Here is a 22,686-nt window from a genome sequence, read left to right as displayed (position 1 = left end):
CAGGCTAAGGTAAAACCCGTGGGGCCTGCTTCATAAACCAAAAGGTCGATAGTTTCTGCGAAACGCAGAATGGCCGTAAAAGTAGCTTTGGCATCGGCTGGGCAGACAAAGCTTTTGCTCAGCCCGTCAGAACGCAACACTGTAACAGCATTGGTGTTTTTATGTGCATCAATGCCCACAACACATGAAGTTCCCTCTTGCGCCTTACCGATGATTTTTGCTACCTTATTCATGTTGGTCTCCTTCGCCACGAAGAGCAGTTATTGCTGCGTTAGTAACACTGTTGGTATATTGCACCAACTTGTGGGTGGGAGGCCAACATTTTATTTGACGGCGGCGGATGCGCGTGGGAGAGTGGGGAAAGCTTGAGGCAGAATGAAGGAGAGGCAGGGGGCGCAGACTCCTTTTGTAGCCCCATAGACCCGCAGTCCTCAAAATCATTAAACAAAGAAACGGCTTGCGGGGAATGGTGCGGGACACAACAAAAAAGGGCTTACTGAAAAATCTTCAGTAAGCCCTTGAAATATCTGGTCGGAGCGACATGATTCGAACATGCGACATCCTGCTCCCAAAGAAGAATTGCGGCATGTATGTGCCTTGTGCCACAACGCATTTAAGCACACAGGGCATACAAAAAGCGCTGAAAATAGCCAGTTTTGAAGTAAAGTGTATGCCCTAAAGTATGCCCTAGGAGATGTCCCGCTGTTTGTCTAGGGCACGGCGCATTTCCCCTTGCAACAGGTGGTAATAGTGGTCCTGGGTGGTGCTGATTTGCGAATGCCCCAGCAATTTGGAAACGGCGGCTAAATCGGCACCATCGGCAAGTAAAGTTGAAGCAAATAAGTGCCTTATGTCATACATTGTCACTGGGTAGCCTATTCCGGCTTTCTGCACTGCTGTTTTCAGGGACCGGGCTAAGCACCCTACCCTTTGCCCCTTGTATTCCACCACGTAACCGCTTTGCGCGTCCTTGCGCACTTCTTGCAGCCTTGCGGCAAACTCCGGGGTTAGGGGCAAATAGCGTGCAGATTGATGCGTTTTTGTGCCTGGAACGTAAACCATCAGGTTTGAAAAATCGATATCCACCCAGCGCAGCGCAAATAATTCTGTTTTGCCTGGGCGGGTGCCCAGTGCCCATTCCACCTCTAGCGCCCAGGCCAAATGTGGGGGGGCCTGATTTAAAATTTTGCGTAAATCTTCAACAGTAAGAATAAGATGTTTCTTTTTTTCTTTCGTTTTTTTCCACTTCTGCAAGGGCTGGTTGTTAGTCAACCCGTGCGCTACCCCAAAACGGAACACAGCACGCAAATACCCAATATAGCGTTGCCGCGTGGGCAAACTTTTGTCCCCCCAAAGCCTGTTTACCACTGCCATAATATCAACATAGCCAATGGTATCAACAGGCATGTGGGCAAGCAACGGTAGCACCTGTTCATTTAACAACGCTTCCATTTCTTTCAGCCACCGGGCACTTGCCCCGGCCATTTTCCTATCAGTCAAATATGCCTGGGCTATAGCATCCAGGTAAACCACGTCTGCCTTGCGCGTTTGTTCAATGCGCTTGCCCTTGGCTTTTTCGTTTTTTACTTCCGAATCCCGCAACCTTGCCGCCGCTTCCCCTTGGGGACCAACGCCAAAGTATTCCCGGCGAAGTTTATCCTCACCGGGAACCCTGTACTGCACAAACCAAGTCCCATTTTTTTTGCTATGTATGCTCATTTTATACTTTTACCGGGGTGAAGTCCCCCGGCAGCCGCACCCCGGCAACTTTGCGTTGCTTGCTGAAGGCTTGCGGGTTTTCCATCCATGCGTCCAGGTCCACTTTGCGGAACCTGTTGCCACGCGGCCCGTACCGGGGCACCGCTCCACCGCGCACATGGGCACGAAAAGTGCTGGGCTTATAGCCCAGGTATTGGGCCGCATCCGTTGCAGAAAGATATTCGCCTACCATAAGCACCTCCTGGACCTATGGTAGGACACTGTGTCCTATTTAGCAAGCATAAAGTAGGACGCTGTATCCTACTGCTTGACCCCTACAACGTCCTCTTGCAACACCCTTTGCCCCACCTGCCACACAAAAGAAGGGTAATCTATGCCCAAAAGTGTGGCCATGGCATACGACTCTGCGAAGGAAATTTTGCGGGGGTTCTTCACATCCCGGCACTTGCGCCAAAGCCTCTCCCCGCTTACTTCCCCAAACACTTTTCTGCCAAAATTAGAATGGGTAAGCCCAGACTTTTCCACTCTTTCGTCCACTGCCAGAATAAACTGCCGTTCAAATTCCTGTGCATTTTTCATCATTGCAGTATACAGGACAGCGTGTCCTGCCGCATCAGGATAATTTGTGCTTGACAAGGTAGGACACTGTGTCCTACCTTGCCTCCATGAAGAACGCAACATTTCACCACCTCCGGTTTCTATTGGCCCGCCACAAAACCTACAAGGTAGTGGCTAATCGTCTTGGAACAACCCAACGCACCTTGCACCGCATACGCAGTGGAAAAACCACAATTGCATTGGCGCACAGCATAAATACCGTGGGAAAATGGGAGTTTCTGCGGGCATTGCTGGCTGAATTGCGGAAATCAGGCGATTTGGGGCCGCAAGCTATAAGCTTAGCGGCGAAAAAAATCAAATGCAAAAACAGCGTAACAAAAAAGGACACAGTGTCCTAGCAGGGTGAGGAACCCAAAGGAAACCACACCATGCTTATTGCCAACCTGACTTTACCGAAGGAATTGTTCGAGCAGCTTGCCACCATGCAGCCGTATGAAGCTTTTAAAATGGCCATTGAAATGTCCTCCTTAAAGCCCATGGAAGCACGCCGCGCCCTTGGGTGGTCCGAAAGTTTCTGGTACCGGGTTATGAATGATGAAAAATTCTATCCTTCAGTAATGGACATTCCCCACTTTTGTAACGTGGTGGGCAACCCCATTGTTATATTTTGGCAGGCAGCACAACTGCAAGAAGCCACCCCACAGCCAACAGACGATGCCTGCCGTTTCCTGACAAAAGAACTAATGGATATTACCCACCGCCTGGGGGAACTGGCCGCATCCGTAAGCGCTACAGTAGAAGACAACAAAGTTGAATTGCACGAATACAAGGACGTTTCCAAAAAGCTGGGTACCCTTATGGGGGAATGCTTCTCTTTAAGCCAAGCTGTAACCGTAAAAATACAAGAATTAAGCCATGCTGACTAACACCGACATTATACAAGCGCTGTTAGCACACCCGTATGGCTTGCAGGAAGCGGGCAGCTATTTGCGCAAAGGCAAGTGCCCCAATTGCGGGGAACACACCCTGTATATTGGGAAGAATCAGCCCTTTATTATCCGCTGTGAACGCCTGAACAACTGCGGTTTTGAAGAAAATGTGCGCGAAGCCCTGCCCGAACTGTACACCGACATTGCCAAGCGGTTCCCGGCTACGCCGGAAGAAAGGGACCGCACAGCTAATGCCTATATGGGCATAAACCGTGGCTTTGATATTTCAAAAATGCGGGGATGGTACGTGCAAGGCACGTTCCCACATAATGGGAAAAGCATTCCCACCGTGCGGTTTTACCTAGACGAAGCAAAAACCCGTTGGTGGGAAAGACTGATTGATGTAACGGGCAAGGAAGGCCTGCGCAAAGGGCACTTTGGGGGCAAGAAAAAAGCCGACGGTACTTTTTTTCAGGGAGATGTGTGGGTACCCCCCGGCTTTACCCTGGAAAAAGGCGAAACATGCATGCTGGTGGAAGGCATTTTCCATGCCAACGCACTGAACCTTAGCGGGATAAAAGCCGCTGCGGGTATGTCTGCCAACCACTTCCCCCTTGCCTTTATTAAGTCCCACGCGAAAAAAGACATACGCTGGCACATAGGCCTGGACAACGATACCGCCGGGCTCACCTGGATAAAAAAACACCATGCCAGCCTGAAGGCGTTGGGGGAACTGGCTTCCTGTGTGCTGCCACCCGCCGGGCAAGACTGGGACGATTTGTACCGGGCCGGGCAACTGACCCCGGAAAAAATGGAACGCTGGCAGTATTATGGCCGTTTGTTCCTGGCTGAAAGCGTGGAACAAAAAGCCTTTTATATGTACCGCCGGAACACCACCAGAAGCCATTGGCTACTGGACTTTGAAAACGGCCTTTACAACGTAAACATTCCAATGGCCTTTGAAACGGAACTGCACAAGGCAGTTTTTGGCACAGAAGAAACAGACGAAGACGATGCCAAAACAGACAAAAAAGGCAAGGGGAAAAAGGGCAGGAAAGGGGCAGCAGAAGCCCCACAACAGGAAGAACAACCACAGGCAGCAGCCGCCCAGCCTGCACAGGTAACATTGCCCCCCACCACCGGGGAAACCCAGGCAGCAGCGGCAGCCCAAGAAGGGGCAACACCAGAAGCCACCCCCCAGGAACCCACAAAGCACACGGGGGTTGGCCCCATTGAAGTGTACCTGCATAGCCAGCAGGGGGAAGACTTGTTTTGCAAACACGCAAACGTGGAACAGGTTTCCAACGTGTGCCCGCAGTTCCAATATTTCGAATACAACGAACTACTGGAAACCCAAAGCTATGTATTTTCAGTTGAATATGCCAATGGACAGGCCGGGCACCTAATTTCTATGGAAGGCACAGCCCTTACCAGCCCGGATTCCTTCCACAAGGCGCTGTTAAACCGCAGCCGTGGGGGGACCTTTGACGGCGACATGAAAACCCTGAAAAAACTGAGGGATAAATGGCTTAACAACAAAATGTTTACCGTGGCTGCCGTGCCCTATGTGGGGTACGACAGGAACGTAAAAGCCTACCTGTTTCAAGATGCGGCTTGGCATAATGGCAAGAAGATACCCGCCAATAAACACGGGTATTTCACCATTAACAAGCAGGGCATTAAAAGCGGATTGGCTGGAATTAGAATCAACACAAAAGGCCAATTTTCCCCGGATTGGCTGGAAAACTTTGCCAAAGCCTTCCACTTTCAAGGTATGGCCACGCTTGCCTTTTGGATGGGTGCCCTGTTTGTGCAGCAAATACGGGAACGGCAAAAATCATTCCCGTTCCTAGAACTTACCGGGGAGCCGGGGGCAGGGAAAAGCACCATCCTCGAATTTTTGTGGAAGTGCGTGGGGCGGGACGATTACGAAGGCTTTGACATGCTGAAAAGCTCCAAAGCCGGGGGGCGGCGTGCCTTTTCCCAAGTTTCTAACCTGCCCATTGTTATTCTGGAAAGTGACCGGGACGCGGGAGAACGCAGTGGCGCACGGGCAACACAGTTCAATTTCGACGAAGTAAAGCCTTTTTTTAACGGACGGGGCACAGGCACCCTGGGCGTTGCCAAGCGGGGCAACGACACGGACGAAAGCTTTTTTCAAGGGGCATTACTGATTAGCCAGAACGCAGAAGTGGACGGCAGCACACCCCTGCTGGAAAGAATAGTCCACTGCCATGCCGACAAAAAACACCACAAGTTGGAAACGCGGGAAGTTGCCCGCTGGTTTGGCGCACAAACCAGCGACACCGTAGGCGGTTTTTTGGGCGCAGCGTTAAGCAAAGAAAGGGAAATTCTGGCAGCCTATGAACAGGCTTTTCCCCATTGGGAAACATATTACACCAATTCCAGCCTAACCAACGGGCGCATTATCCTTAACCATGCCCAAATAGCCGCCTGCGCCAGCGCCTTGCGGGTGCTGTTCCCTGCCATGAAGGAAAAAACGGTGGAAGGGCTGGGGGAATACTTACTGGCCCGCGCCTACACACGGGAAGAACGCCTAAAAACTGACCACCCCTTGCTGGAACAGTTTTGGGCAGACGTGGAATTTATCAACATGCAAATGCGCCGCATAGACCACGTTCAGCATGAATGGCTAAACCACAGCAAGGAAGAAGGGAAAATAGCCATAAACCTGAACCAATTCCGAGAAAAAGCACAGGGTTACGGGCAACAGCCCATTGACATGGCACTGCTAAAGAAACTGCTGCCAACAGGCAAGCGCCACAAATTTATTGAAGCCAACAAAACAGTAAATTCCCGGCAAACGGACGTTGGTTCAATCAAATGCTGGATTTTCCAGAAGTAGGAGGGGGGGGGAATGGAAACAACACGCCCTGTACTGCGATACCACGGTGGCAAGTGGCGCTTGGCCCCCTGGATAATCAGCCACTTTCCCCAGCACATTGCCTATGTGGAGCCTTTTGGTGGTGCTGCCTCTGTGTTGCTGCGGAAACAACGGCTGAAGACAGAAATATGGAACGACTTGGACGGCGAACTGTACGACCTTTTTGCTCTGCTACGCAACAAGGCACAAAGCAAGGAGCTTGTGCGCCTGTTGGAACTTACCCCTTTTTCCCGTGCAGATTTTACGGAAGCATTCCAACCCACAGAAAGACCCATGGAAAAAGCGCGGAGGCTTATTATCCGCTCGTTTTTCGGGTTTTCTAGTAAGGCCTCATTGTCTGAGAAGCAAAACGGCTTCCGTTGTTTCCGCTACACGGAAAACAGCCCTGCCGTGGATTGGGCAGGCTACCCCATAGCATTGCAACTGATAGTGGAACGCATGCGTGGGGTGGTGATTGAAAATGAACCAGCCCTTGAAGTGGTGCGGCGCTATGACCGACCCGGCACCCTGTTTTATGTGGACCCGCCATACCTGCATAGCGTGCGGAACGTGAAGCAGGGGGCATACCGGCATGAGATGACCGACAGCGACCACGCGGCCCTGGCTGAGGCGCTTGGGGCCATACAGGGAATGGCAGTGGTGAGCGGATACGATACCCCTTTGTATGGGGAGTTGTACGCGGGGTGGCGCAAGGTTTCTACACGGGCCTATGCAGATATGAACAGCCCACGCACAGAATGCCTGTGGCTTTCCCCTTTGGCAGAAAAAAACAGGCAAAATACACTGTTAACGACATAACACCAAGGAGGCCACACCATGCCCCACAACAACCATAAACAACCACCACACACAATAGACGCACAATACGAAGTGGAAGTGCGCGTAATCGGCAAAAAAAAGCTGACAGTTTTTGCCAACACCCAGCAGGAAGCCATAAACAAGGGCCTTTCGGTAATGCAAAGCTTTGCCCTGGAAGGGTGCAAGCCTGAAAAAATAGAAGAATGGCGCTGGGAGAAACCGGAAGCCCTGGCCCAAAAAGCAAAATAAAACGGAGGCAGCAACAATGCATTTTTATGTAGCTTCAAGTTTCAAAAATTTACCCCAGGTGCAGGCCTTGCAAAAAGCGTTGCTGGCACGGGGGCACACGGTAGCTGATTGGGGCGCACTGGCACCGCCCATTCCCGCCACTGCCAGCCCTGAAGAACGCAAGCGCCTGCTGGATACGGACGAGCGCGGCACCATTTTCCGATTCTGCGCGTCCCACGTGGGGTACGCAGACCGGGTAATTTACCTGGGGCCAAGCGGGCAGGATGCAGGCGTGGAAGTGGGCATGGCCTATTCCCACAACATACCCGTGTGGGGGGTTGCCGGGCCGGATGAACGCCCAGGGCTGATGCTGCATGGCGCCGTGCAAGATTGGTTTGAAACAACGGAAGCATTACTGGAAGAACTGGACAGAACAGCGGAGGCATACGCAGCATGAACACCAATACATACAAAACCACCACCCAAACCGTAACACTGGTGCTGGGGCTGCCCGGCGCTGGCAAAAGCACTTACGTGGCGTGGGAACGCGCCAAAGGGAAACTGCCCGGCACCCTGCTGCGATTTGACGCACTGCGCAAAGCCATGGGGCATGAATACCACCCAGGGCTGGAACCAATGGTAAACGCCGTGGCCTGCGTAATGCTGCGCACGGCCCTGTTGCAAGGGGAAAGCGTGGTGGTGGATGAAAGCATAACCACCCTGCACGTTGCCCAGGAACTGGTTGCAGCCGCCAAGGAAAACAATGCCCAGGTGCATATGCTGTTTTTAACAACGCCGCTGGAAACGTGCATGGCCAACCGCATTCCCAATGGGTTCCCCCTGGCAGACTTCCAACGCAAGCTGCGGGAATGGGACGTGGACGGGCAACGGATTTTAGCACTGGCAGATATGGTAGAGATGCAGGAACAACAGGGGGCCGCATGAACTTGTACCACATCATTAATAAGCAAAGCGCTGTGATAGTGGCGCAGCGTAAAGAATTAAAGACCCTGGAAATGGCCCTGGAAAACAGCCGCAAAAGCTTGGCAGCAGGCGGGCCAGCCCTGCACAAAGCACGGGAAGCCCGGAAACAAGCAGAAAAAGACCTGGATGCAATGGCTGAACCTTTTAGCATGCACGTGCCAGAAATGACTACCAAGGAAGATTTCAGCACGTTTTTTGGGCAAACTCCACATAAAGGCAAAAAAACACAGCAGCCCAATGCCTAAAGCCTACTACAACGAAATAGACCCCCATGCAGCTGCGTGGCTGCGCGAACTTATCAAGGCCGGGCACATTGCACCGGGGGAAGTGGACGAAAGGAGCATAGAAGATGTTGTACCAACTGACCTTGCCGGGTATACCCAGTGCCACTTTTTTGCCGGAATTGGCGTGTGGTCCTACGCTTTGCGCCAAGCCGGATGGCCAGACAGCAGAGCCGTGTGGACAGGTTCTTGCCCTTGCCAGCCTTTCAGCGCGGCAGGCAAAGGAGCAGGGTTTGCTGACGAGCGGCACTTGTGGCCCGCGTTCTTCCACCTCATTAGCCAGTGTAAGCCTAGCACGGTTTTTGGCGAACAAGTTGGCTCAAAAGACGGACTTGCTTGGCTCGACCTTGTTCACTCTGACTTGGAAGGAACAGGTTACACCTGCGGGTCGAGTAATACCCCTGCTGCGGGCTTCGGTGCCCCGCACATCAGGCAAAGGTTATATTTCTGCGCTACCAACCCCCACCAGAAGAGACTACCGGGGGCACGCCAGCCTGGATTTTATAAACAAACGCAAGAAACACCCGCGTGGAGTGAACTTAGCAGAATACATGCAACGCAGTCTTGGGGCACGTGGGTATCTGAATCCGGACTTGGTGCGCTTATTGATGGGGCTGCCGCCAGAGTGGTGCGACTGCGCGGTTATGGCAATGCAATTGTTGCCCCGCAAGCGCAAGCGTTCATTTAAACAGTAATGGAAATTCTACCCAACTAACCCCTACCCACACCAACCCAAAACCACCAGGAAAACACTATGAATGCTGAACAAACCATGTTGCAAAAATTTTCCCGCATTTTGTATGAATTGAACACATCCATACGCCATACTATTTGCCTACGGTTATTGAATGATGATGGGGGTTCTTCATTGGAAACCCTAGAAGAACTGCTGGAAGACACCCCCCTTGCAGAAATTGCCACCCTGTTTGGCATTGAAGAAGATTACCTGGATGAAAACGGGGGCGCTGCCCCTGTTATAGTGGACCAAAAACGCGGATGGGTAGTGTATGCCCTAGTGGGCAAACCCATGGAAAGTACATTTACAGAAGAAGGACAAGTAATATCTTCCTATTACTATGGGTTCAACTTCCCCCGAATGGGCTATGGGGAAACCCTGGAAGAAGCCCTGGGCAAGGTGGTGGCACTCGCACGGGAAAGCCGCTTGGAAGCGTTCAACAAAGCCCGAAAAGAGAAGGGCTTGCCTATTCTTACCGTGGAACAGTGCAAAAGGTGCAATTTTGGCATGGAAGAGGTGGAAGCATGAACACCCCAGCAGAGCGGCCCATATTGTTTTCCGCACCCATGGTGCAGGCCATTATGGCAGGGATAAAAACGCAAACGCGGCGTGTAATTACAAAAAAAACAGTGAGCTGCACCGTTGATGTAGATACCCAGGAAGTGAAGCAAAGCCATGGGCCAAAATGCAAAGGTGGATCTGATTGTGGTTGCCCTGCTTCCCCCTACGGAAAAGTGGGAGAGTTGTTATGGGTACGGGAAACGTGGGCCACTTCACAGTATTGCGACAAGAAAAAACCTTCCATGCTGGAAACACCGGGGAATGGCTACGGCTGGCCAGTGTGGTACGCTGCGGATAATTCTGTATGGTGGCGCGGGGCTTCAAAGGGGGGGCCGGCCTTTACCACCCGTGGCAAGTGGCGTCCTTCCATTTTCATGCCCCGCTGGGGCAGCCGAATTACCCTGGCCATTGCAAGCGTGCGCGTGGAGCGCCTGCACAGCATTACGGAAGAAGATGCCATGGCAGAAGGGGTGGAACGCGCCACGCTGCCTTCAGGCAACACAGTGTACCGCAATTACATGGTGGAAAACAACAACAGCGGCCCAGTGGTAATGCCCACTATAATTTGCAGAACGGCAGTGGATTCCTACCAAACCCTGTGGCAAAAGCTACACGGCCCAGGAGCATGGGAAGCCAACCCGTGGGTGTGGGCCGTAACATTTACCGTAAGCGCCATGCAGTGCTGCAAAAAGGAATAACCCCCTCCCCTCCCACTTCCCCCGTGCCGGCACGCACAGGGGAAGCATGGAGCGGGGGAAGCGATTGGCGCAACGGGCGTTGTTGCTTAGGCCCGGCCCCCAGCCCGAAGAAAGCCCCCATGTGGGGGCTTTTTGTTTTGTTGGTAGCACAAAGGGCTATGGGTTCACCAAAATCAGTTTAAAGGGGTACTGTGCGCCCCGGAATATGTATGTGCCTTCCCATTTCCCTGGGGCTTTTTGCGTGGCCTTGGCCAGCCAGGGTTCCAGCCTTGGCACTTCTGTTATGGGTTGTGCCATGGGCACGGCCATGGCTTCCCCCATAAAGTCTAGGGTGGTGCCGTCATCGGCATAGTTTCCGCGCGGCCCCATTTCCACCCCTATGTCGTGGGCCTGGGCAAAACCGTGGAAAGTGCCGTCATCTTCACAGCACAGCATACCGCATTCTTCCCCTAACTGGCCTTCAGGCAACAGCAGCATAAACAAACGTGTCATGGTTCCCCCTGGTTGTTCCGTTGGCCCCAGCATACCACGCGCCAGTCCCCCACACAACACGCAAGGGGAAAGTGCCTCACCCTTCCCAATTTATAGCCAGAACATTGCAACACAGTGCCTTTTTACGCGCATGTGTGTGCGTGTGCGTGTGTGTGCAAAAAAACAGTTTCCCAAACAAAGGGGGGGTGTTAAAAGTAGTAATTAAGGTAACCGCCTTTGCAAAACAGGCAAAAAGGTATTGGGGCACAAGGGGTAAAACGGTTTTATAAAAGGTAATTTTTAGGTAACTAAGAAGTAATTAAATTACCTAAAAAAATTACTTTTCCCTAAATTGTAACTACCTTGTTTTATTGCTGATTACTTTTTGGGTTACCTCAAGTTACCTAAAAGTTACCTTTTCCCTTTGCCCCTTTTTCCTTACGGCCCGTTGGGCTGCGTGGCTGTGCTGGCGGGGGTGGTTACCTAAATTACCACTTGCGCAGACACCCCCCAGAACTGGGGTGAAAAGTTGCAAAAAACGGGACTATAGGACAAACTGTCCACACTACCACATAAAAACAATGGAGGAACGTGTATGGCTATGGTCCCGTGCCCGGAATGTAAGAACACAATTTCAAATAAGGCAAAGGCCTGCCCACAATGCGGGTTTGATATGGCCAAGCACATAAAGGCCAAAAATGCCCGTGGTGGCTGCCTTCTGGTTATTGTGCTGGTGGTGCTTGCTGTGTTGCTTATTGACAAAAAAACCAACATCCACCCCGCAGAAGATGCCGTGTATGCCACCCTTGAAAAGGGCCAAAGTATTGGCAAAACGGACCTTGGCGCATTGTTTGGGGGCATGGCTGTGGTGGCTGAAAACGGCGTGTGGTGGGTGAAAGACGGCACCGTTTTTGCTGTGAACGGCATTGCCAGTAAACTTTCCAAGGGGGTTGCTTCTTCCCCCCCTTCTGTTGACTATGCCGCTGCCAAGGCTGCCGTGGCAGGCACCCCGCCAGCCATGCCGCCGCACTTGCCCATTGCCTGGAATGCCGTGGGGCCAGCTTTGAAAAAAGCATTGGCAGAAGCCAAAATGCCGTTACAAGAAACCAGCTACATAATGTGGCAAGTGCCTGTAAAGTCGTTAGAAACACTTAGCCCCACCATTGAATTGCAGGAAACAGGTGGCTTTGTTACGCAACTTATGGCGTATGGGGAAATAGGGAAAGGGGAAGCCTTTAACCGCCCGGCCTTGGCTGCCCTTATGGCCACAATGGTGGTAGCTGTTCCCAGCCAAGAAGAAGTTATGCCCCTGTTTGAACAACTTATGGGCGGGCTAACAAAAGAAAACAATACGGTAACCGTTGTGGCCCAAGGGATGCAATTCACCTTGGAAAAAGCCAAAACAGACAAAAACAAAGTATATCTAACGCTTACCATTGTGCCACAACCAAAATAATCCACTACCACACCACGCTTGACAAACCCCCCAAAAGCGGTCATGCTGTCCACATATGGTGCTTGAAAACACCTAGGAGCGGACAGCCGCTTACCCGTCAGCGTGGCTCATTATGCCTAGCTTTAGGCATTTTTTTATGCACGTTGTGCCGGGTGTGGCGAAATGTCCAGGGCTTGCGCCTAAATACGCCAGCAGCGCTCCTAGCTGTTTTCAACACCCGGTACTTTTTATTGTGAAAAGTGCCTGTGAACCTTGAAAAGTTCTAGGAGTTCCCACCATGCACGTTTGTGCCCCTGCCCCCGTGCGCCCTGTTGCGCCTTCCCCCCTTCCTTCTGCCCCTTCCTTACCTGCCCTGCCCTTGGGGTTTGTTCAGCTTGCCATGCGTTTGCAGGGCAAGCCTTTTGGCGTTGTTGGGCCTGCCCTGGCAGCCTTTGTGCAGCAACACAAGGGGGGCCACCATGCCTAATGCCCTTACCCCCTTTGCATTTGAAGAAGCCCTGGTACGCGCCACACTGGATGATGCAGGCAACCCGTGGTTTATTGCCAAAGACGTGTGCAATGTGCTTGGCTTGGGCAATTCACGCCAAGCTTTAGCCACTTTACTTGATGAAGAGGAAAAGGGTGTCATTAGTAGTGACACCCTTGGTGGTGCCCAGGAAATGGCTACCATTTCCGAATCCGGCTTGTATGCCCTGGTGTTCCGTTCCCGCAAACCAGCGGCCCGCGCCTTCCGCAAATGGGTTACTGCTGTGGTGCTGCCCAGCTTGCGCCGTACCGGGGTTTTTGCCATGCCGGGTGCCGAACATACCGAAAACCCCGCAAACGGCCCACAGCCCTTGCCCCTGCCCCCACAGGCCCAGCTTGAAGGCATGCCCAAGTATGCCCGGCAACAGTGCATAGACGCCCTGTGCCGCATGGGCGTGGCCCACAAGGAACATGCCCCCACCATGGCAGCCACGGTGCTGGCCCTGGCCGCCACGGCCCCGCCGGAACCGGAACCCGAACCCGTGCCGGAACCCGCAGCCCTGCAACGCTTTTGGCAAGTGTGGGAAGCTATGGAAGCCAAGGGAATGCCGGTGAACCACACAGCAACCCCCGGCCTTGTGGCCTTGCACCTGCCCACGGTGTTGCCCCTGGCTGCCCAGCACGCCCCCAGCGTGCCCCCTGGCACCCCGCTAACCCTTTTTGGCCTGCGCCGCCAGTTTGGGCTGGGCTTGCGGTACCCACTGCTTGCCCGCAACCGGGGCGTGAACAGCCACCACACCACCAAGCTTGTGAAATGCTGGATTTTCCGGCATGCGCGTGTGGGCTTTCCCCCTGCACCGCAATAGGGGTATCTCCCTTTTTCTAGCCCCAGCAAGCGGAAAAGGGGGGTATATAAATTTGAGTGGAATAATACGGGTTATATGAAATAAAAAAATATTCCCTTATTTTTCAAGGTGTGGCAATATAATACTAAAGTTTTAGGTATAGAATAACGGGAAGGCGAATTAGTCCGCTAATTCAGAAGTTACGTACGTTTTTCCCCCTTCCCCAAACGCAGGGTGGCAGCCCTGCAAAGGTATGGTTTTTTCTATGTGTGGACATGGTACTACCCCCCAAGCCCCTGACCCTGCCCAAAACAACGCCATTGCCACGGCCCCCCAGCCCCTTGGCATGGACCCCATTTCCCGGCTGTATGACAATGTAACAGGGCTTGAAGCCTTGGCAGCAACAATGCAAGAAGCCTTGCCGGGCCTGGCCTTTATTTTGGGCTTGATTACCGCAGATGTAAAAAAATGTGTGTGTTGTTTGGATGATGCGGGGGTTTTGCCCCCGGAAGCCTGTTCTTAACGAATCCTTTTTCCCACCCCCTTGCCTAGCTAAAAAAAGAAGCGCCGTTATGTTACGGCGCTTTATTGTATTTAGGCCATGCCCTTTACACCCCTAGCAGGCTTTGCACTTGCCCACGGCTTGCCCCGCACCCTTCAAGCCGTGCCTGCACGGCCTGGGGCAGGTCCAGGGAGCTGGGGGAAATGGTGTGGCTAAAAGTCAACTCTGCCACAAAAGTATGCCCACAGTGCGGGTTAGTGCAGCTACAGTATAAGTGCCGCACCTGTATGCTAATTTTTTTGCTTGTGGCAATAATGGCTTTGGTTCCGCACCTATCACAATACACACGCATTCTGCACCACCCATGCTTGTAAATATTTAGGAAACGCGCAGTTATTTCGTTTGGCAAGGCACAAGTTTTTTTTGAAGCAGGAGTGGACTCTTCCTTCCTCGACTGTTTCAAAAAAAGCGAAGTAACGCCGCCAAACGGAATAAATCAGCGTTTTCCAAAAACAGGCTCCTTTTTAGCACACTGTTTATAAAATGCAACGTGGGTGCAGTGTTTACGGTTTTTGCGGCCTTTACTCCTTGGGCTTGCCCCCCGCACCCCCCGGCCCCCCTGGCAGGGTATCAGGCTTAAAGGAAATTCCTTTGCCCTTGGGTAAAAAGTCGTTTATTTCCAGCAAATAGTCGCGTATGGGGTCAATTTCGTTTTTCTGGTACACAGAGTCCACTTTGGTAATGTCCCCCAGCCCCCCGGCTGCCGTGGGAATAATGTTGGCCATGGCCGGCGGTATACGGTGGGCGGCTATAATGTCGTCCCGGCTTATGTTTTTTATCTGTGTTAATTCGTCCCGTGTGGAAAAGTCCCCCACTGGCAGAATTTGCACGTCTTTTTCCCTGCCGTTGGGTATGTGCAGAAACATATTTTTAAAGTTGCCCACGCCCTTGCTGCCATGCACTGCTTTTTTAATGGCCGCTTGGTCATTCATACTCAGCCCCGCGCTGGAACTGTAAAAAATGTACCCCATGTGGGCACCGTTTTTGTAGTAGCGCCGCCTAAATAAGGTGGCATCTTCATTCAGCAACATGCTTTGTATTGCCCCAAGGTAGCTTGGCATGCCGTAAATTTCTTGGGTAACGTCATAATTTTTCAGGTGCAGCACTTCACCCGGCATAAAATCAATTATTTCCCCCTTTTCCGTAAGCTGGCAGCAGCGGTTTGCTTCCTTGTGCCTGCGCATGTTTATGGCGGGCAAGTGGCGCAAGGCTACCACTTCCCCAAAGCCGTTGCGCAGTACCTGGGCATAGGCGTTGGCAAAAACAAGAAAATCCATTGCCATGCACCGCATTGTGTTGCGGTTTACCACCGTGCTGCCCGCAAACCCGCGCATTACCTGGTTCATTTTAAATTCCAGAATTGGGCCATGGAAGGCGTTGGCCCGCAAAAGCCGCGCCATGCCCGTAAGCGGTACAGGCGTTTGGTAGTAGCGGCCATTGTCCATTAACGCGCTGCCAAGCCCTTCATACAGTTGCCCGGCCAGAATAGGCTCCGGGTCACCAAAGCTGAAGGCCATAGCTGCGCCGTGTTCCCCGTGGTTGCAGGGGCTTGCCTGTGTGCCTTTCCCCCCACCATATCTCTTTTTTTTCATGTTATTCCTTGTTGTTATCCAAACGCTACGCAAGACTGATTGCCCGAAAATTCCCGGCCCAATGGTTCATACGCCAATGCGTGCATAATGCTCCAGGCGGCATCGGCATGGCCTGTATCTGCCGTGCGGCCCGCTGCATACGTCATGCCCCCGTTGTCTAGCGCTACTTGCCGTATGGTCATAAAGGCATGGGCAATGTCTGTTTCTGCCGCGTCCCATTCCAGCCTGTTCTGTTCCATAACCTCTTTGGCCTTCAGCACCAGCCGTGCCTTATTTTGCACGCTGTAATGCACAGGGGTTGCAATGGGCAAAAAGGTTTTTACGTGTTCATACACGCCAATGCCGGGGCCTGTTGTGTCTATTTCGCAGTGGTCAAACTGGTATTTCTGGGCAATGTTTTTTATCTGTTCCGCTTGCCAAATGTAACTTTTATCCACCCATTTATGGCGCTCAATAACGCGCATTTTTTCATTGCCCAGGGGGGGCAGAATTATCACAAAACTGGCATCGTCCCGCGTGCGGCTGGGGTCATACCCTGCCCACACCCCACGGTTGCCCACGGGCCGGGGGGCGGCAAGGTTTATGCCTTCCCAGTCGGCTTTATCGCCCATGCAGTTTTCCAGCAGTTGCAGGGCAAAAACGGCCTGGGTATCGTCTAAAAATTCACAGTCAAACAACTGGGCATACTGCTGTTTGGTGTATTCAATTTTCAATTCTTCCAGGTCGAATAAATCACACCCCCCCCGCACGGCATCGTCCAGGGTGACTATTTGCCGGAAAACCCTGTCCGGGCACAGCAGGCCACCCCGCATGGCCGCAATGGTGGGCCAGTTTTTTTGTTTGGCAAAGCGTTTTTGCCATTCCTCCCCGCTCCATTTTGGGTACGCTTGGTGGGTTATGCAACTGGGGGTGGAAAACAGCGTGCGCCGCCATTTTTTGTGGGCGCTCATGGCGCTGGCTACATCGTAAAGCGCCTTGAATTTTGGAATCCAGAAAAATTCGTCAATGTAGACGTGCCCGTGGTAGCCCTGGGCGCTACGGCTGGACGTAGACAAAAAGTGCAGTTCTGCCTTGCCTGTTGCCCCCTTGCCCGTGTGTAGCACCATGGGGTTGCCGGAAAGGGTAATGTCAAACGCTTCCCCGGCCAGTTGTATAATGTACTGCCGGAAAATTTGTGCCTGGGCCTTGGTGGCGCTTAAAAATATCTGGTTGTCCCCTGTTAGGCAGGCATTTTCAAACGCTTCCTGGGCAAAGTACCACGTGGCCCCAATTTGCCGCGCTTTCAAAAACATCCTGTTGCGGTACTGCATGGCAGCCTGGAACTGCCGCTGGTATTCAAAGTACCGCTGGTGGAACTTTTCTTGGAACAGGGCCGGGGTGAGGTGGGAAACATCGTTTTTAATTTTTGGCCCACGCTTTGGCCGGGGTTTTTCCCCCTGGCCATTGCCCTGGCCTTGCCCGTTTCCTTCCCACACTCCCCCCCGTGCCCCTTCATCCTGCCCGCCTGCCTGCTGCCCCCCCTGCTGCACGGATTGTTGCGCAGCTCGCAAGCGCAAGGCTTGCAGGCGTTCCAGCGAGCCCAAAAGCTGGTCCACTTCCTTCATTTCTGCCGGTGTTTTGTTGTCCCGCTCCACAAGCAAAGTAAGCCGCCGGGCCACGGCCTGTTCAGGGCTTTCGTGCGTTAGCAGCGCGTCCCATTCTTCCGTAGCAGCCCAGTGGTACACCGTGCGTTTGGGTACGTTCAGGCATTCCGCAATTTCCTGCACGGTATAGCGCCGCAAGTACAAACTGCGGGCGGCTTGGCGCATTTCTTCCGGGTACTGGCGGGGCTTTGCCCCTTCTTTTTGGGGCGCAGGTAGGGCGCTGGCCCCTACATTTTCCAAGGTTTTGCTGGTTTCCATATTGTGGCTTTACCATGCACACCAACAATATACAGCCTAAAACGTTTCTGTTTATGCAATCTAGAACCGGAATCATTTGTCCTACTTGGCGTAATGCAGTAAACGTAATCCCATGAACACCACACAACACTATGCAGCCCCTGCCAAAGGCCAAAACACTGCCCACAACCCCGTGTTGCAAACCGCGTTTGTAAAAATTGGGCAAAGCGGCCCCACGGTGGATGGGCGGGACATAAAACCAGAATGGTTGTTGGAAGCTGCCGCCAGCTACCAGCAGGAAACGTACACGGCCCTTATTTGGCCGGAACATGACAGATGGGGCAACAACTACGGCAAGGTTTTAGGGGTTGAAGCCCGCAAGGAAGATGCTGTTGTTTCCCTGTTTGCCAAACTGGCACCAAACGCCAGCTATGTGTGTGCCCAGCAGTATGGGCAAAAGTTGTTCTTTAGTATGGAACTGCAACCCAATTTTGCAGGCACCGGCAAAGCATACCTTGTAGGCCTTGCGGTAACAGACAGCCCCGCCAGCCTTGCCACGCAGGAAACCCGCTTTTTTACCGCCCAGCAGGGCACCAGCCCCACCTATTTTTTAAGCAGCAATTGCCCGGCCCTGCCGCCGGAACCAAATATGGATGATGCGGGCACAGAAGCAGCCGCCCGCAGTTTTATGCAGGCGCTTGGCCATGTTTTTACCAAGTATTTTACCGCCGGGGATGCCCCGGCAAAGGAAGCAGACGTGGAGAAAAAAGACGACGCAATTGTGGCGCTAACCACTGCCGTAACAGCAATGCAGACAAGCATGGGGGCACTGGTACTTTCGGCCCAAGCCCTGGAAGCCAAAGTAGAAAAATTGACGGAAGGCACCACGGATGCCGCACAACCCGGCACCACACAAGAAGGCACCACACAGGCAAACCACGCAGTAAGCCCCATGGCTGGGCTGGAAGTGCAACTGGCGGCCATTACCAACAGCATTGCGGACCTTACCCAGCGCCTTTCGGCCACCATGCCCGGCACACAGGTAAGCACCACCACCGGGCCTGCTGGCTCTGGTGAAGACATTTTGCTGTAATTGCTCTTTTCCCTGCCACACACAACTATTTGCCACACACTGAATAAGGAACGCCATGCTCAAAAAAACCCGTGAACTGTTTAACTCCATGTGCACCCGCTTGGCCCAGGGGTATTCTGTTGCCTCTGTTGCCATTGCCTTTGCCATTGAACCCACCCTTGCCCAAGCCCTGAACGACAAAATTGTGGAACAGTCCTCTTTTTTGAAGCTCATTAACATTGTGCCCGTGGAAGAAATGGAAGGGGAAGTCATTTACGGTTACGCCGCCAGCCCTGTTTCCGGGCGAACCAACACGGCCCAAAATGATAAAGAACGCAACCCCAAAAACCTGCTGGGTATGGAAGCCTACAAGTATAAACTGGCCCAAACCAACAGTGATGTAGCTATACGCTACAACGTAATTGATGCCTGGGCCAAATTCCCCGACCTTGCCCAGCGTTATGCACGCTATGTGCAGGAACGCATTGCCAACGACCGGGAACTTATTGGCTGGTATGGCCGCATGGCTGCGGAAAATACCGACATGGCAGCCAACCCCATGCTGCAAGACGTGAACAAAGGCTGGATGCAGTACATGCGGGAATACAAACCCGCCAATATCCTGGCTTCCGGGGCCACGCCGGGTAAAATCCGCATTGGGGCCGGGGGTGACTATACCTGCCTGGACGTGGCCGTGAATGACCTTGTGGCCAGTATTCCCCCTTACTTGCGGAAAAACCTTGTGGCCCTTGTGGGTACAGACCTGATTACAGCGGAAAAATCTGCCTTGTATTCTGCCATGGGGCAAACCCCCACTGAAAAAGTGTGGATTCAGTATGCCCTGAATACCCTTGGTGGCCTGCCGTGGCAAACCCCTTCCAACTTCCCCCCGCGTGGGCTTGTAGTTACCAGCCTGGATAACCTTTCCCTTTACCACCAAGACAAATCCTGGCGGCGCAAGCTGGAAGATAACGCCAAAAAAGACCAAGTGGAAGACTACCAAAGCCGGAATGAAGGCTATGTGGTGGAATGCCCGGAAAAGTTTGCGGCACTGGAACACGACAACGTGCAATTGCCAGACGGCAACGGCGGCTGGGCATAATGGGTGCCCCTTGCGGCCTTGGCCCGCTACGCCGCCAGCAGCTTGCTGCCGCCCAAGTGGTGGCGGCCATGCCTGCACCCATTGCCCCTGCCGCAGTAAGTGCGGAAGGGGTAAGCCCCACCAGCCCCATGCAAAATGCCCAGCTTAACGCCTTTTTGCACGCCAGCCTTACTACCGACTTGGCCATGCTGAAGGAACACCCCAGTATGGAACGCAAAATTACCATTAAACGGGAAACCCTGCTGCCCAAATACGCCGAATACGTGCAACGCCTGCAAGAAGCAGGCATGCAGCACGATTTAATTGGGTACTACCTTGTGTGGCTGTTTGACGCAGGGGACGTGGGCAAAGGGCTGGAACTGGCCATGTGGTGCTTAGGCCATGGCCAAAACCTGCCGGAACGTTTTAACAGCACTGTGCCGTTTTTTACAGCCAGTGCCGTGGCCACCTGGGCAGAAGCGGAACAAACCGCTGGCCGAACCGTGAACCCCTATGCCCAAATGGTGCTGGATGCCATTTCGGCCACAGAAAACCCCTGGCCCGTGCCAGATTCCGTAACTTCCCGGTTTTACCGTGTGCTTGGCCTGCAAGCCGAAACCGCCGGGAACCTGCAAGAAGCGTTTGACCTGCTGCACCGCGCCTTTGAACTGGGGGCACAGGTAAAAACAGCCTTTACACGGGTGGAAAAGGCGCTGGCAAAGCAACAGGCCGAAGCCCCATCCGCACAAACCCCATAGTTTTTGCCTTTTTTCAGTTTTCTTGTTTGGCAAGGCGTGCAGCCTTTTGGGGGGTGGGTGCTGGACTCTTCCGTCCTGCCCCGCGCCACAAAAGGCAAACAACGCCGCCAAACGGGAAAAATGGAAAAAGGGGGCTAGATACTCACCCCTCCAACCGGGGGAACAGTGTAAAAAGGCATTTTATGTGGAAAGGCCACGTAAACACCGTTTTTTTAACTGGCTCCCCCCCATTCTCCAAACTTCCGGCGGGTTTACCTCCTCCCTCCGGGAAAGGGTACAGCAATGCAACAACCACAAGGCTTTGGCGCAACAACAAGCAAAACAGTTACCGCCGTTATTCCTGGTGATGGCTGGTGGCCAGACTTGCGCCTTGCGGAGTTTGTGGAGCTGTACCGCATCCCCTACGAGTACGGGGAAGCGCTCATGGCTGACCACCTCGCGCTTGCCCGTACCCTTGTAGTGCAGCAGCTTGGCGGCTTCCGCACGCAACAGGAAGCCGCCGGGCATGCCACCCTTGCTGCCGTGCCCCTGCACGGCTTTGCCGGGGAAGCAGAACGGTTTTTTAAACGGGCCGTACACTGCTTGGCCAAGGCGTTTTTGCTGGCCCAATTTGCCACCACCGTGCGCCACACCATGGGCAAGGAGGAAGGCAAAGAACCGTTGGAAAATTACCGCCAGTTTGAAGCATGGTCCCAAAATGCCGTTTCCGTTCTGCTGGATACTACCAGCATAATGGTGGAAGCCTTATGACAAAGACCGTTCCCCCACATTATTGCCCAATGCTGTTTTTTTTCGTTTGGCTAGGCACGAGCCTTTTGGGGGGTGGGGGCTGGACTCTTCTGTCCTGCCCCGCACCACAAAAGGCAAGTAACACCGCCAAACGGAAAAAGGCAGCGTTGCCGGGGGGGGAATGCAGAAGCTAACGGACCTGTGCCAGCACATTCTGGCCATAACCGGCATTCCCCCGGAAAACCTGCACAGCTTTGCCGATTCCGGGCACCTGCGCCCCACGGGGAAAGATTTGGGCAACTACCGGGAAACCGACACCAGCCCCCCCCTGGCCCAAATTGAAATTGGGGTGTGGGAATATGACGGGGTTGTGCAGCTCAACAACTACCCCGGCAGCGGGCTTGCCCTTTCTGCCCTTATTGTAAGCTGGCTGGCTGAACATGACGACTACCGGGCAGACCTAGAGGACCCGGAAATTGATGTGGAAGACGTGGGGGACGGCACCTACAACGTAGATGTTGCCATAAATTTTATTGAACCCTTGACGGTGCGGGAATGCCCAAATGGTACGGAAGGGGCCATGCCCTACATGGGTAAGTGGTGGCGAATTATGCCCCCCACCATTACCCCGGTGGAAAAGCTGGTGGCTATGCAGCCCCAAAAGGCGGGGTAAGGTGTGGCAATTACCATAAATATGCGCTCCGCACGGCTGGAAGCGCAACTGGCAGCCCTGGGTGGCAGCATACGGGACCGCCAAGCCCATGCCCGCCGCCTTGGCGGCTATGTGCTACGGGCCAGCCGCAAAAACGTGGCAGGGCAAAAAGAAATTTCCGGGGCGGGGTTTGCCCCGCGCAAACGCACCCGCCAGCGCCAAAAAAAACGGCTTATGCTGCAAACCATTGCAAAACGCATGGCGGTTATTTCCAAAGCCTCACAAGGTGGGGGGGTAGCTGTAAGCTGGCGCAACGCTTTTGAGGGTGACATTGCCCGCCGGCACCAGCACGGGGAAGGCAAAACGTATACCGCGCAATATATGCGCGGGTTGCGCGGCACCCCAAACTATAAAGCCCCCTGCACACTAAAGCAGGCAAAGGCGCTTATCCGGGCAGGCTACAAGCACCATGCCCGCACAGCAGGGCCGGGCAGTATGCCCCGCCGGGTAACCGTGCGGGAACTGCAACGCAAATTCACCCTGGGCCGGGCTGGCCTTGTTTTGCGCATGCTGCGCACGGGGGAAGCGAAAGGCCGCCAACAGTGGGAAGACACCCCCCCTGCACGCCCGTTTTTAGGGGTTACCGGGGAACAGGCAGACGAATTTTGCACCAAGCTGGTGCAGGCCATAACCAAAGCCGCCGTGGCGGGCAAAAAATAAAGGAGT

Annotated in this window: 29 protein-coding genes; 21 read left to right on the top strand and 8 right to left on the bottom strand. The window is 53.4% G+C overall.

Annotated features, from left to right (window positions below; translation table 11 throughout):
* From G497_RS0115870 to G497_RS18740, 4 genes are all read right to left on the bottom strand, one after another.
* A partial coding sequence (locus G497_RS0115870; protein WP_027188880.1) for a hypothetical protein occupies positions 1-233 on the bottom strand: 233 nt, incomplete at its 3' end.
* 454 nt (positions 234-687) lie between these two features.
* Entirely contained in the window at positions 688-1,719 is a 1,032-nt protein-coding gene (locus G497_RS0115865; RefSeq protein ID WP_027188879.1) for a tyrosine-type recombinase/integrase, read from the bottom strand.
* Between the two features lies 1 nt (position 1,720).
* Positions 1,721-1,951 carry a helix-turn-helix domain-containing protein gene (locus tag G497_RS0115860; protein WP_034638273.1) on the bottom strand — a complete coding sequence of 77 codons (231 nt, stop codon included), beginning with the start codon at positions 1,949-1,951 and terminating at the stop codon, positions 1,721-1,723.
* Positions 1,952-2,019: 68 nt separating this feature from the next.
* Positions 2,020-2,301 carry a hypothetical protein gene (locus G497_RS18740; protein WP_051258220.1) on the bottom strand — a complete coding sequence of 94 codons (282 nt, stop codon included), beginning with the start codon at positions 2,299-2,301 and terminating at the stop codon, positions 2,020-2,022.
* Between the two features lie 65 nt (positions 2,302-2,366).
* On the opposite strand from G497_RS18740, the gene G497_RS20425 reads away from it, so the two are divergent.
* The 11 genes from G497_RS20425 to G497_RS0115800 all read left to right on the top strand — a co-directional run bounded on the left by G497_RS20425 (position 2,367) and on the right by G497_RS0115800 (position 10,397).
* On the top strand, positions 2,367-2,675 hold the full coding sequence (locus G497_RS20425; protein ID WP_027188877.1) for a hypothetical protein: 309 nt from the start codon (positions 2,367-2,369) through the stop codon (positions 2,673-2,675).
* A 30-nt stretch (positions 2,676-2,705) separates the two neighbouring features.
* Entirely contained in the window at positions 2,706-3,203 is a 498-nt protein-coding gene (locus tag G497_RS19500) for a phage regulatory CII family protein (RefSeq protein WP_051258219.1), read from the top strand.
* On the top strand, positions 3,193-6,072 hold the full coding sequence (locus G497_RS0115840; protein WP_027188876.1) for a toprim domain-containing protein: 2,880 nt from the start codon (positions 3,193-3,195) through the stop codon (positions 6,070-6,072). The genes G497_RS19500 and G497_RS0115840 overlap by 11 nt, the downstream gene beginning before the upstream one ends.
* Positions 6,073-6,084: 12 nt before the next feature.
* A complete protein-coding gene (locus tag G497_RS0115835; protein WP_027188875.1) occupies positions 6,085-6,909 on the top strand; it encodes a DNA adenine methylase in 825 nt (274 codons plus the stop codon).
* Between the two features lie 18 nt (positions 6,910-6,927).
* Positions 6,928-7,158, top strand: coding sequence for a hypothetical protein (locus G497_RS0115830; RefSeq protein WP_027188874.1), 231 nt, complete (start codon positions 6,928-6,930; stop codon positions 7,156-7,158).
* A gap of 16 nt (positions 7,159-7,174) precedes the next feature.
* The gene (locus tag G497_RS18730) at positions 7,175-7,594 is read left to right on the top strand and encodes a hypothetical protein (RefSeq protein ID WP_084516373.1); all 420 of its coding nucleotides are present in this window, start codon (positions 7,175-7,177) and stop codon (positions 7,592-7,594) included.
* Positions 7,591-8,082 (top strand): AAA family ATPase, encoded by a 492-nt coding sequence (locus G497_RS0115820; protein WP_027188873.1) that lies wholly within the window; start codon positions 7,591-7,593, stop codon positions 8,080-8,082. The genes G497_RS18730 and G497_RS0115820 overlap by 4 nt, the downstream gene beginning before the upstream one ends.
* Entirely contained in the window at positions 8,079-8,366 is a 288-nt protein-coding gene (locus G497_RS0115815; protein WP_027188872.1) for a hypothetical protein, read from the top strand. Before G497_RS0115820 ends, G497_RS0115815 begins: the two co-directional genes overlap by 4 nt.
* A complete protein-coding gene (locus G497_RS0115810; protein WP_027188871.1) occupies positions 8,359-9,090 on the top strand; it encodes a DNA cytosine methyltransferase in 732 nt (243 codons plus the stop codon). The genes G497_RS0115815 and G497_RS0115810 overlap by 8 nt, the downstream gene beginning before the upstream one ends.
* A gap of 66 nt (positions 9,091-9,156) precedes the next feature.
* On the top strand, positions 9,157-9,666 hold the full coding sequence (locus G497_RS0115805; RefSeq protein WP_027188870.1) for a hypothetical protein: 510 nt from the start codon (positions 9,157-9,159) through the stop codon (positions 9,664-9,666).
* The gene (locus G497_RS0115800; protein WP_027188869.1) at positions 9,663-10,397 is read left to right on the top strand and encodes a hypothetical protein; all 735 of its coding nucleotides are present in this window, start codon (positions 9,663-9,665) and stop codon (positions 10,395-10,397) included. The genes G497_RS0115805 and G497_RS0115800 overlap by 4 nt, the downstream gene beginning before the upstream one ends.
* Positions 10,398-10,553: 156 nt before the next feature.
* Here the strand turns inward: G497_RS0115800 and G497_RS0115795 are convergent, their stop codons facing one another.
* A complete protein-coding gene (locus G497_RS0115795; protein WP_027188868.1) occupies positions 10,554-10,889 on the bottom strand; it encodes a hypothetical protein in 336 nt (111 codons plus the stop codon).
* Between the two features lie 652 nt (positions 10,890-11,541).
* Here G497_RS0115795 and G497_RS0115785 point away from each other — a divergent pair.
* The 4 genes from G497_RS0115785 to G497_RS0115770 all read left to right on the top strand — a co-directional run bounded on the left by G497_RS0115785 (position 11,542) and on the right by G497_RS0115770 (position 14,157).
* Entirely contained in the window at positions 11,542-12,324 is a 783-nt protein-coding gene (locus tag G497_RS0115785; RefSeq protein ID WP_156908147.1) for a hypothetical protein, read from the top strand.
* A 277-nt stretch (positions 12,325-12,601) separates the two neighbouring features.
* The gene (locus tag G497_RS0115780) at positions 12,602-12,790 is read left to right on the top strand and encodes a hypothetical protein (protein WP_027188865.1); all 189 of its coding nucleotides are present in this window, start codon (positions 12,602-12,604) and stop codon (positions 12,788-12,790) included.
* Positions 12,783-13,655, top strand: coding sequence for a BRO-N domain-containing protein (locus tag G497_RS20520; RefSeq protein ID WP_084516372.1), 873 nt, complete (start codon positions 12,783-12,785; stop codon positions 13,653-13,655). Before G497_RS0115780 ends, G497_RS20520 begins: the two co-directional genes overlap by 8 nt.
* A 244-nt stretch (positions 13,656-13,899) precedes the next feature.
* On the top strand, positions 13,900-14,157 hold the full coding sequence (locus tag G497_RS0115770; RefSeq protein ID WP_027188864.1) for a hypothetical protein: 258 nt from the start codon (positions 13,900-13,902) through the stop codon (positions 14,155-14,157).
* A gap of 85 nt (positions 14,158-14,242) precedes the next feature.
* Here the strand turns inward: G497_RS0115770 and G497_RS20720 are convergent, their stop codons facing one another.
* The 3 genes from G497_RS20720 to G497_RS0115755 all read right to left on the bottom strand — a co-directional run bounded on the left by G497_RS20720 (position 14,243) and on the right by G497_RS0115755 (position 17,689).
* Positions 14,243-14,488: an Ogr/Delta-like zinc finger protein gene (locus tag G497_RS20720; protein WP_027188863.1), complete on the bottom strand. Its 246-nt coding sequence runs from the start codon at positions 14,486-14,488 to the stop codon at positions 14,243-14,245.
* 229 nt (positions 14,489-14,717) lie between these two features.
* A complete protein-coding gene (locus tag G497_RS18715; RefSeq protein WP_084516371.1) occupies positions 14,718-15,788 on the bottom strand; it encodes a phage portal protein in 1,071 nt (356 codons plus the stop codon).
* Positions 15,789-15,802: 14 nt separating this feature from the next.
* On the bottom strand, positions 15,803-17,689 hold the full coding sequence (locus G497_RS0115755) for a terminase large subunit domain-containing protein (protein WP_084516370.1): 1,887 nt from the start codon (positions 17,687-17,689) through the stop codon (positions 15,803-15,805).
* 112 nt (positions 17,690-17,801) lie between these two features.
* Between G497_RS0115755 and G497_RS19495 the strand changes: the two genes are divergently transcribed.
* From G497_RS19495 to G497_RS0115720, 6 genes are all read left to right on the top strand, one after another.
* Positions 17,802-18,761 carry a GPO family capsid scaffolding protein gene (locus tag G497_RS19495; protein ID WP_051258218.1) on the top strand — a complete coding sequence of 320 codons (960 nt, stop codon included), beginning with the start codon at positions 17,802-17,804 and terminating at the stop codon, positions 18,759-18,761.
* A gap of 55 nt (positions 18,762-18,816) precedes the next feature.
* Positions 18,817-19,842 (top strand): phage major capsid protein, P2 family, encoded by a 1,026-nt coding sequence (locus tag G497_RS0115745; RefSeq protein WP_027188861.1) that lies wholly within the window; start codon positions 18,817-18,819, stop codon positions 19,840-19,842.
* Complete coding sequence (gpM, locus tag G497_RS18705; RefSeq protein WP_051258217.1) at positions 19,842-20,579, top strand: phage terminase small subunit; 738 nt, start codon at positions 19,842-19,844, stop codon at positions 20,577-20,579. Before G497_RS0115745 ends, gpM begins: the two co-directional genes overlap by 1 nt.
* A 282-nt stretch (positions 20,580-20,861) precedes the next feature.
* Positions 20,862-21,329, top strand: coding sequence for a head completion/stabilization protein (locus G497_RS0115730; protein WP_027188860.1), 468 nt, complete (start codon positions 20,862-20,864; stop codon positions 21,327-21,329).
* Positions 21,330-21,489: 160 nt separating this feature from the next.
* Positions 21,490-21,981, top strand: coding sequence for a phage tail protein (locus G497_RS18700; RefSeq protein ID WP_034638265.1), 492 nt, complete (start codon positions 21,490-21,492; stop codon positions 21,979-21,981).
* Positions 21,982-21,984: 3 nt separating this feature from the next.
* Positions 21,985-22,680, top strand: a complete 696-nt coding sequence (locus tag G497_RS0115720) for a phage virion morphogenesis family protein (RefSeq protein ID WP_027188859.1) — start codon at positions 21,985-21,987, stop codon at positions 22,678-22,680.
* Positions 22,681-22,686 lie beyond the last annotated feature (6 nt).

It is taken from the genome of Desulfovibrio cuneatus DSM 11391 (assembly GCF_000430005.1).
Lineage (GTDB): Bacteria > Desulfobacterota > Desulfovibrionia > Desulfovibrionales > Desulfovibrionaceae > Frigididesulfovibrio > Frigididesulfovibrio cuneatus.
Note: the sequence above shows the minus strand (reverse complement) of the source record. Positions and strands in the feature narration are given on the sequence as shown.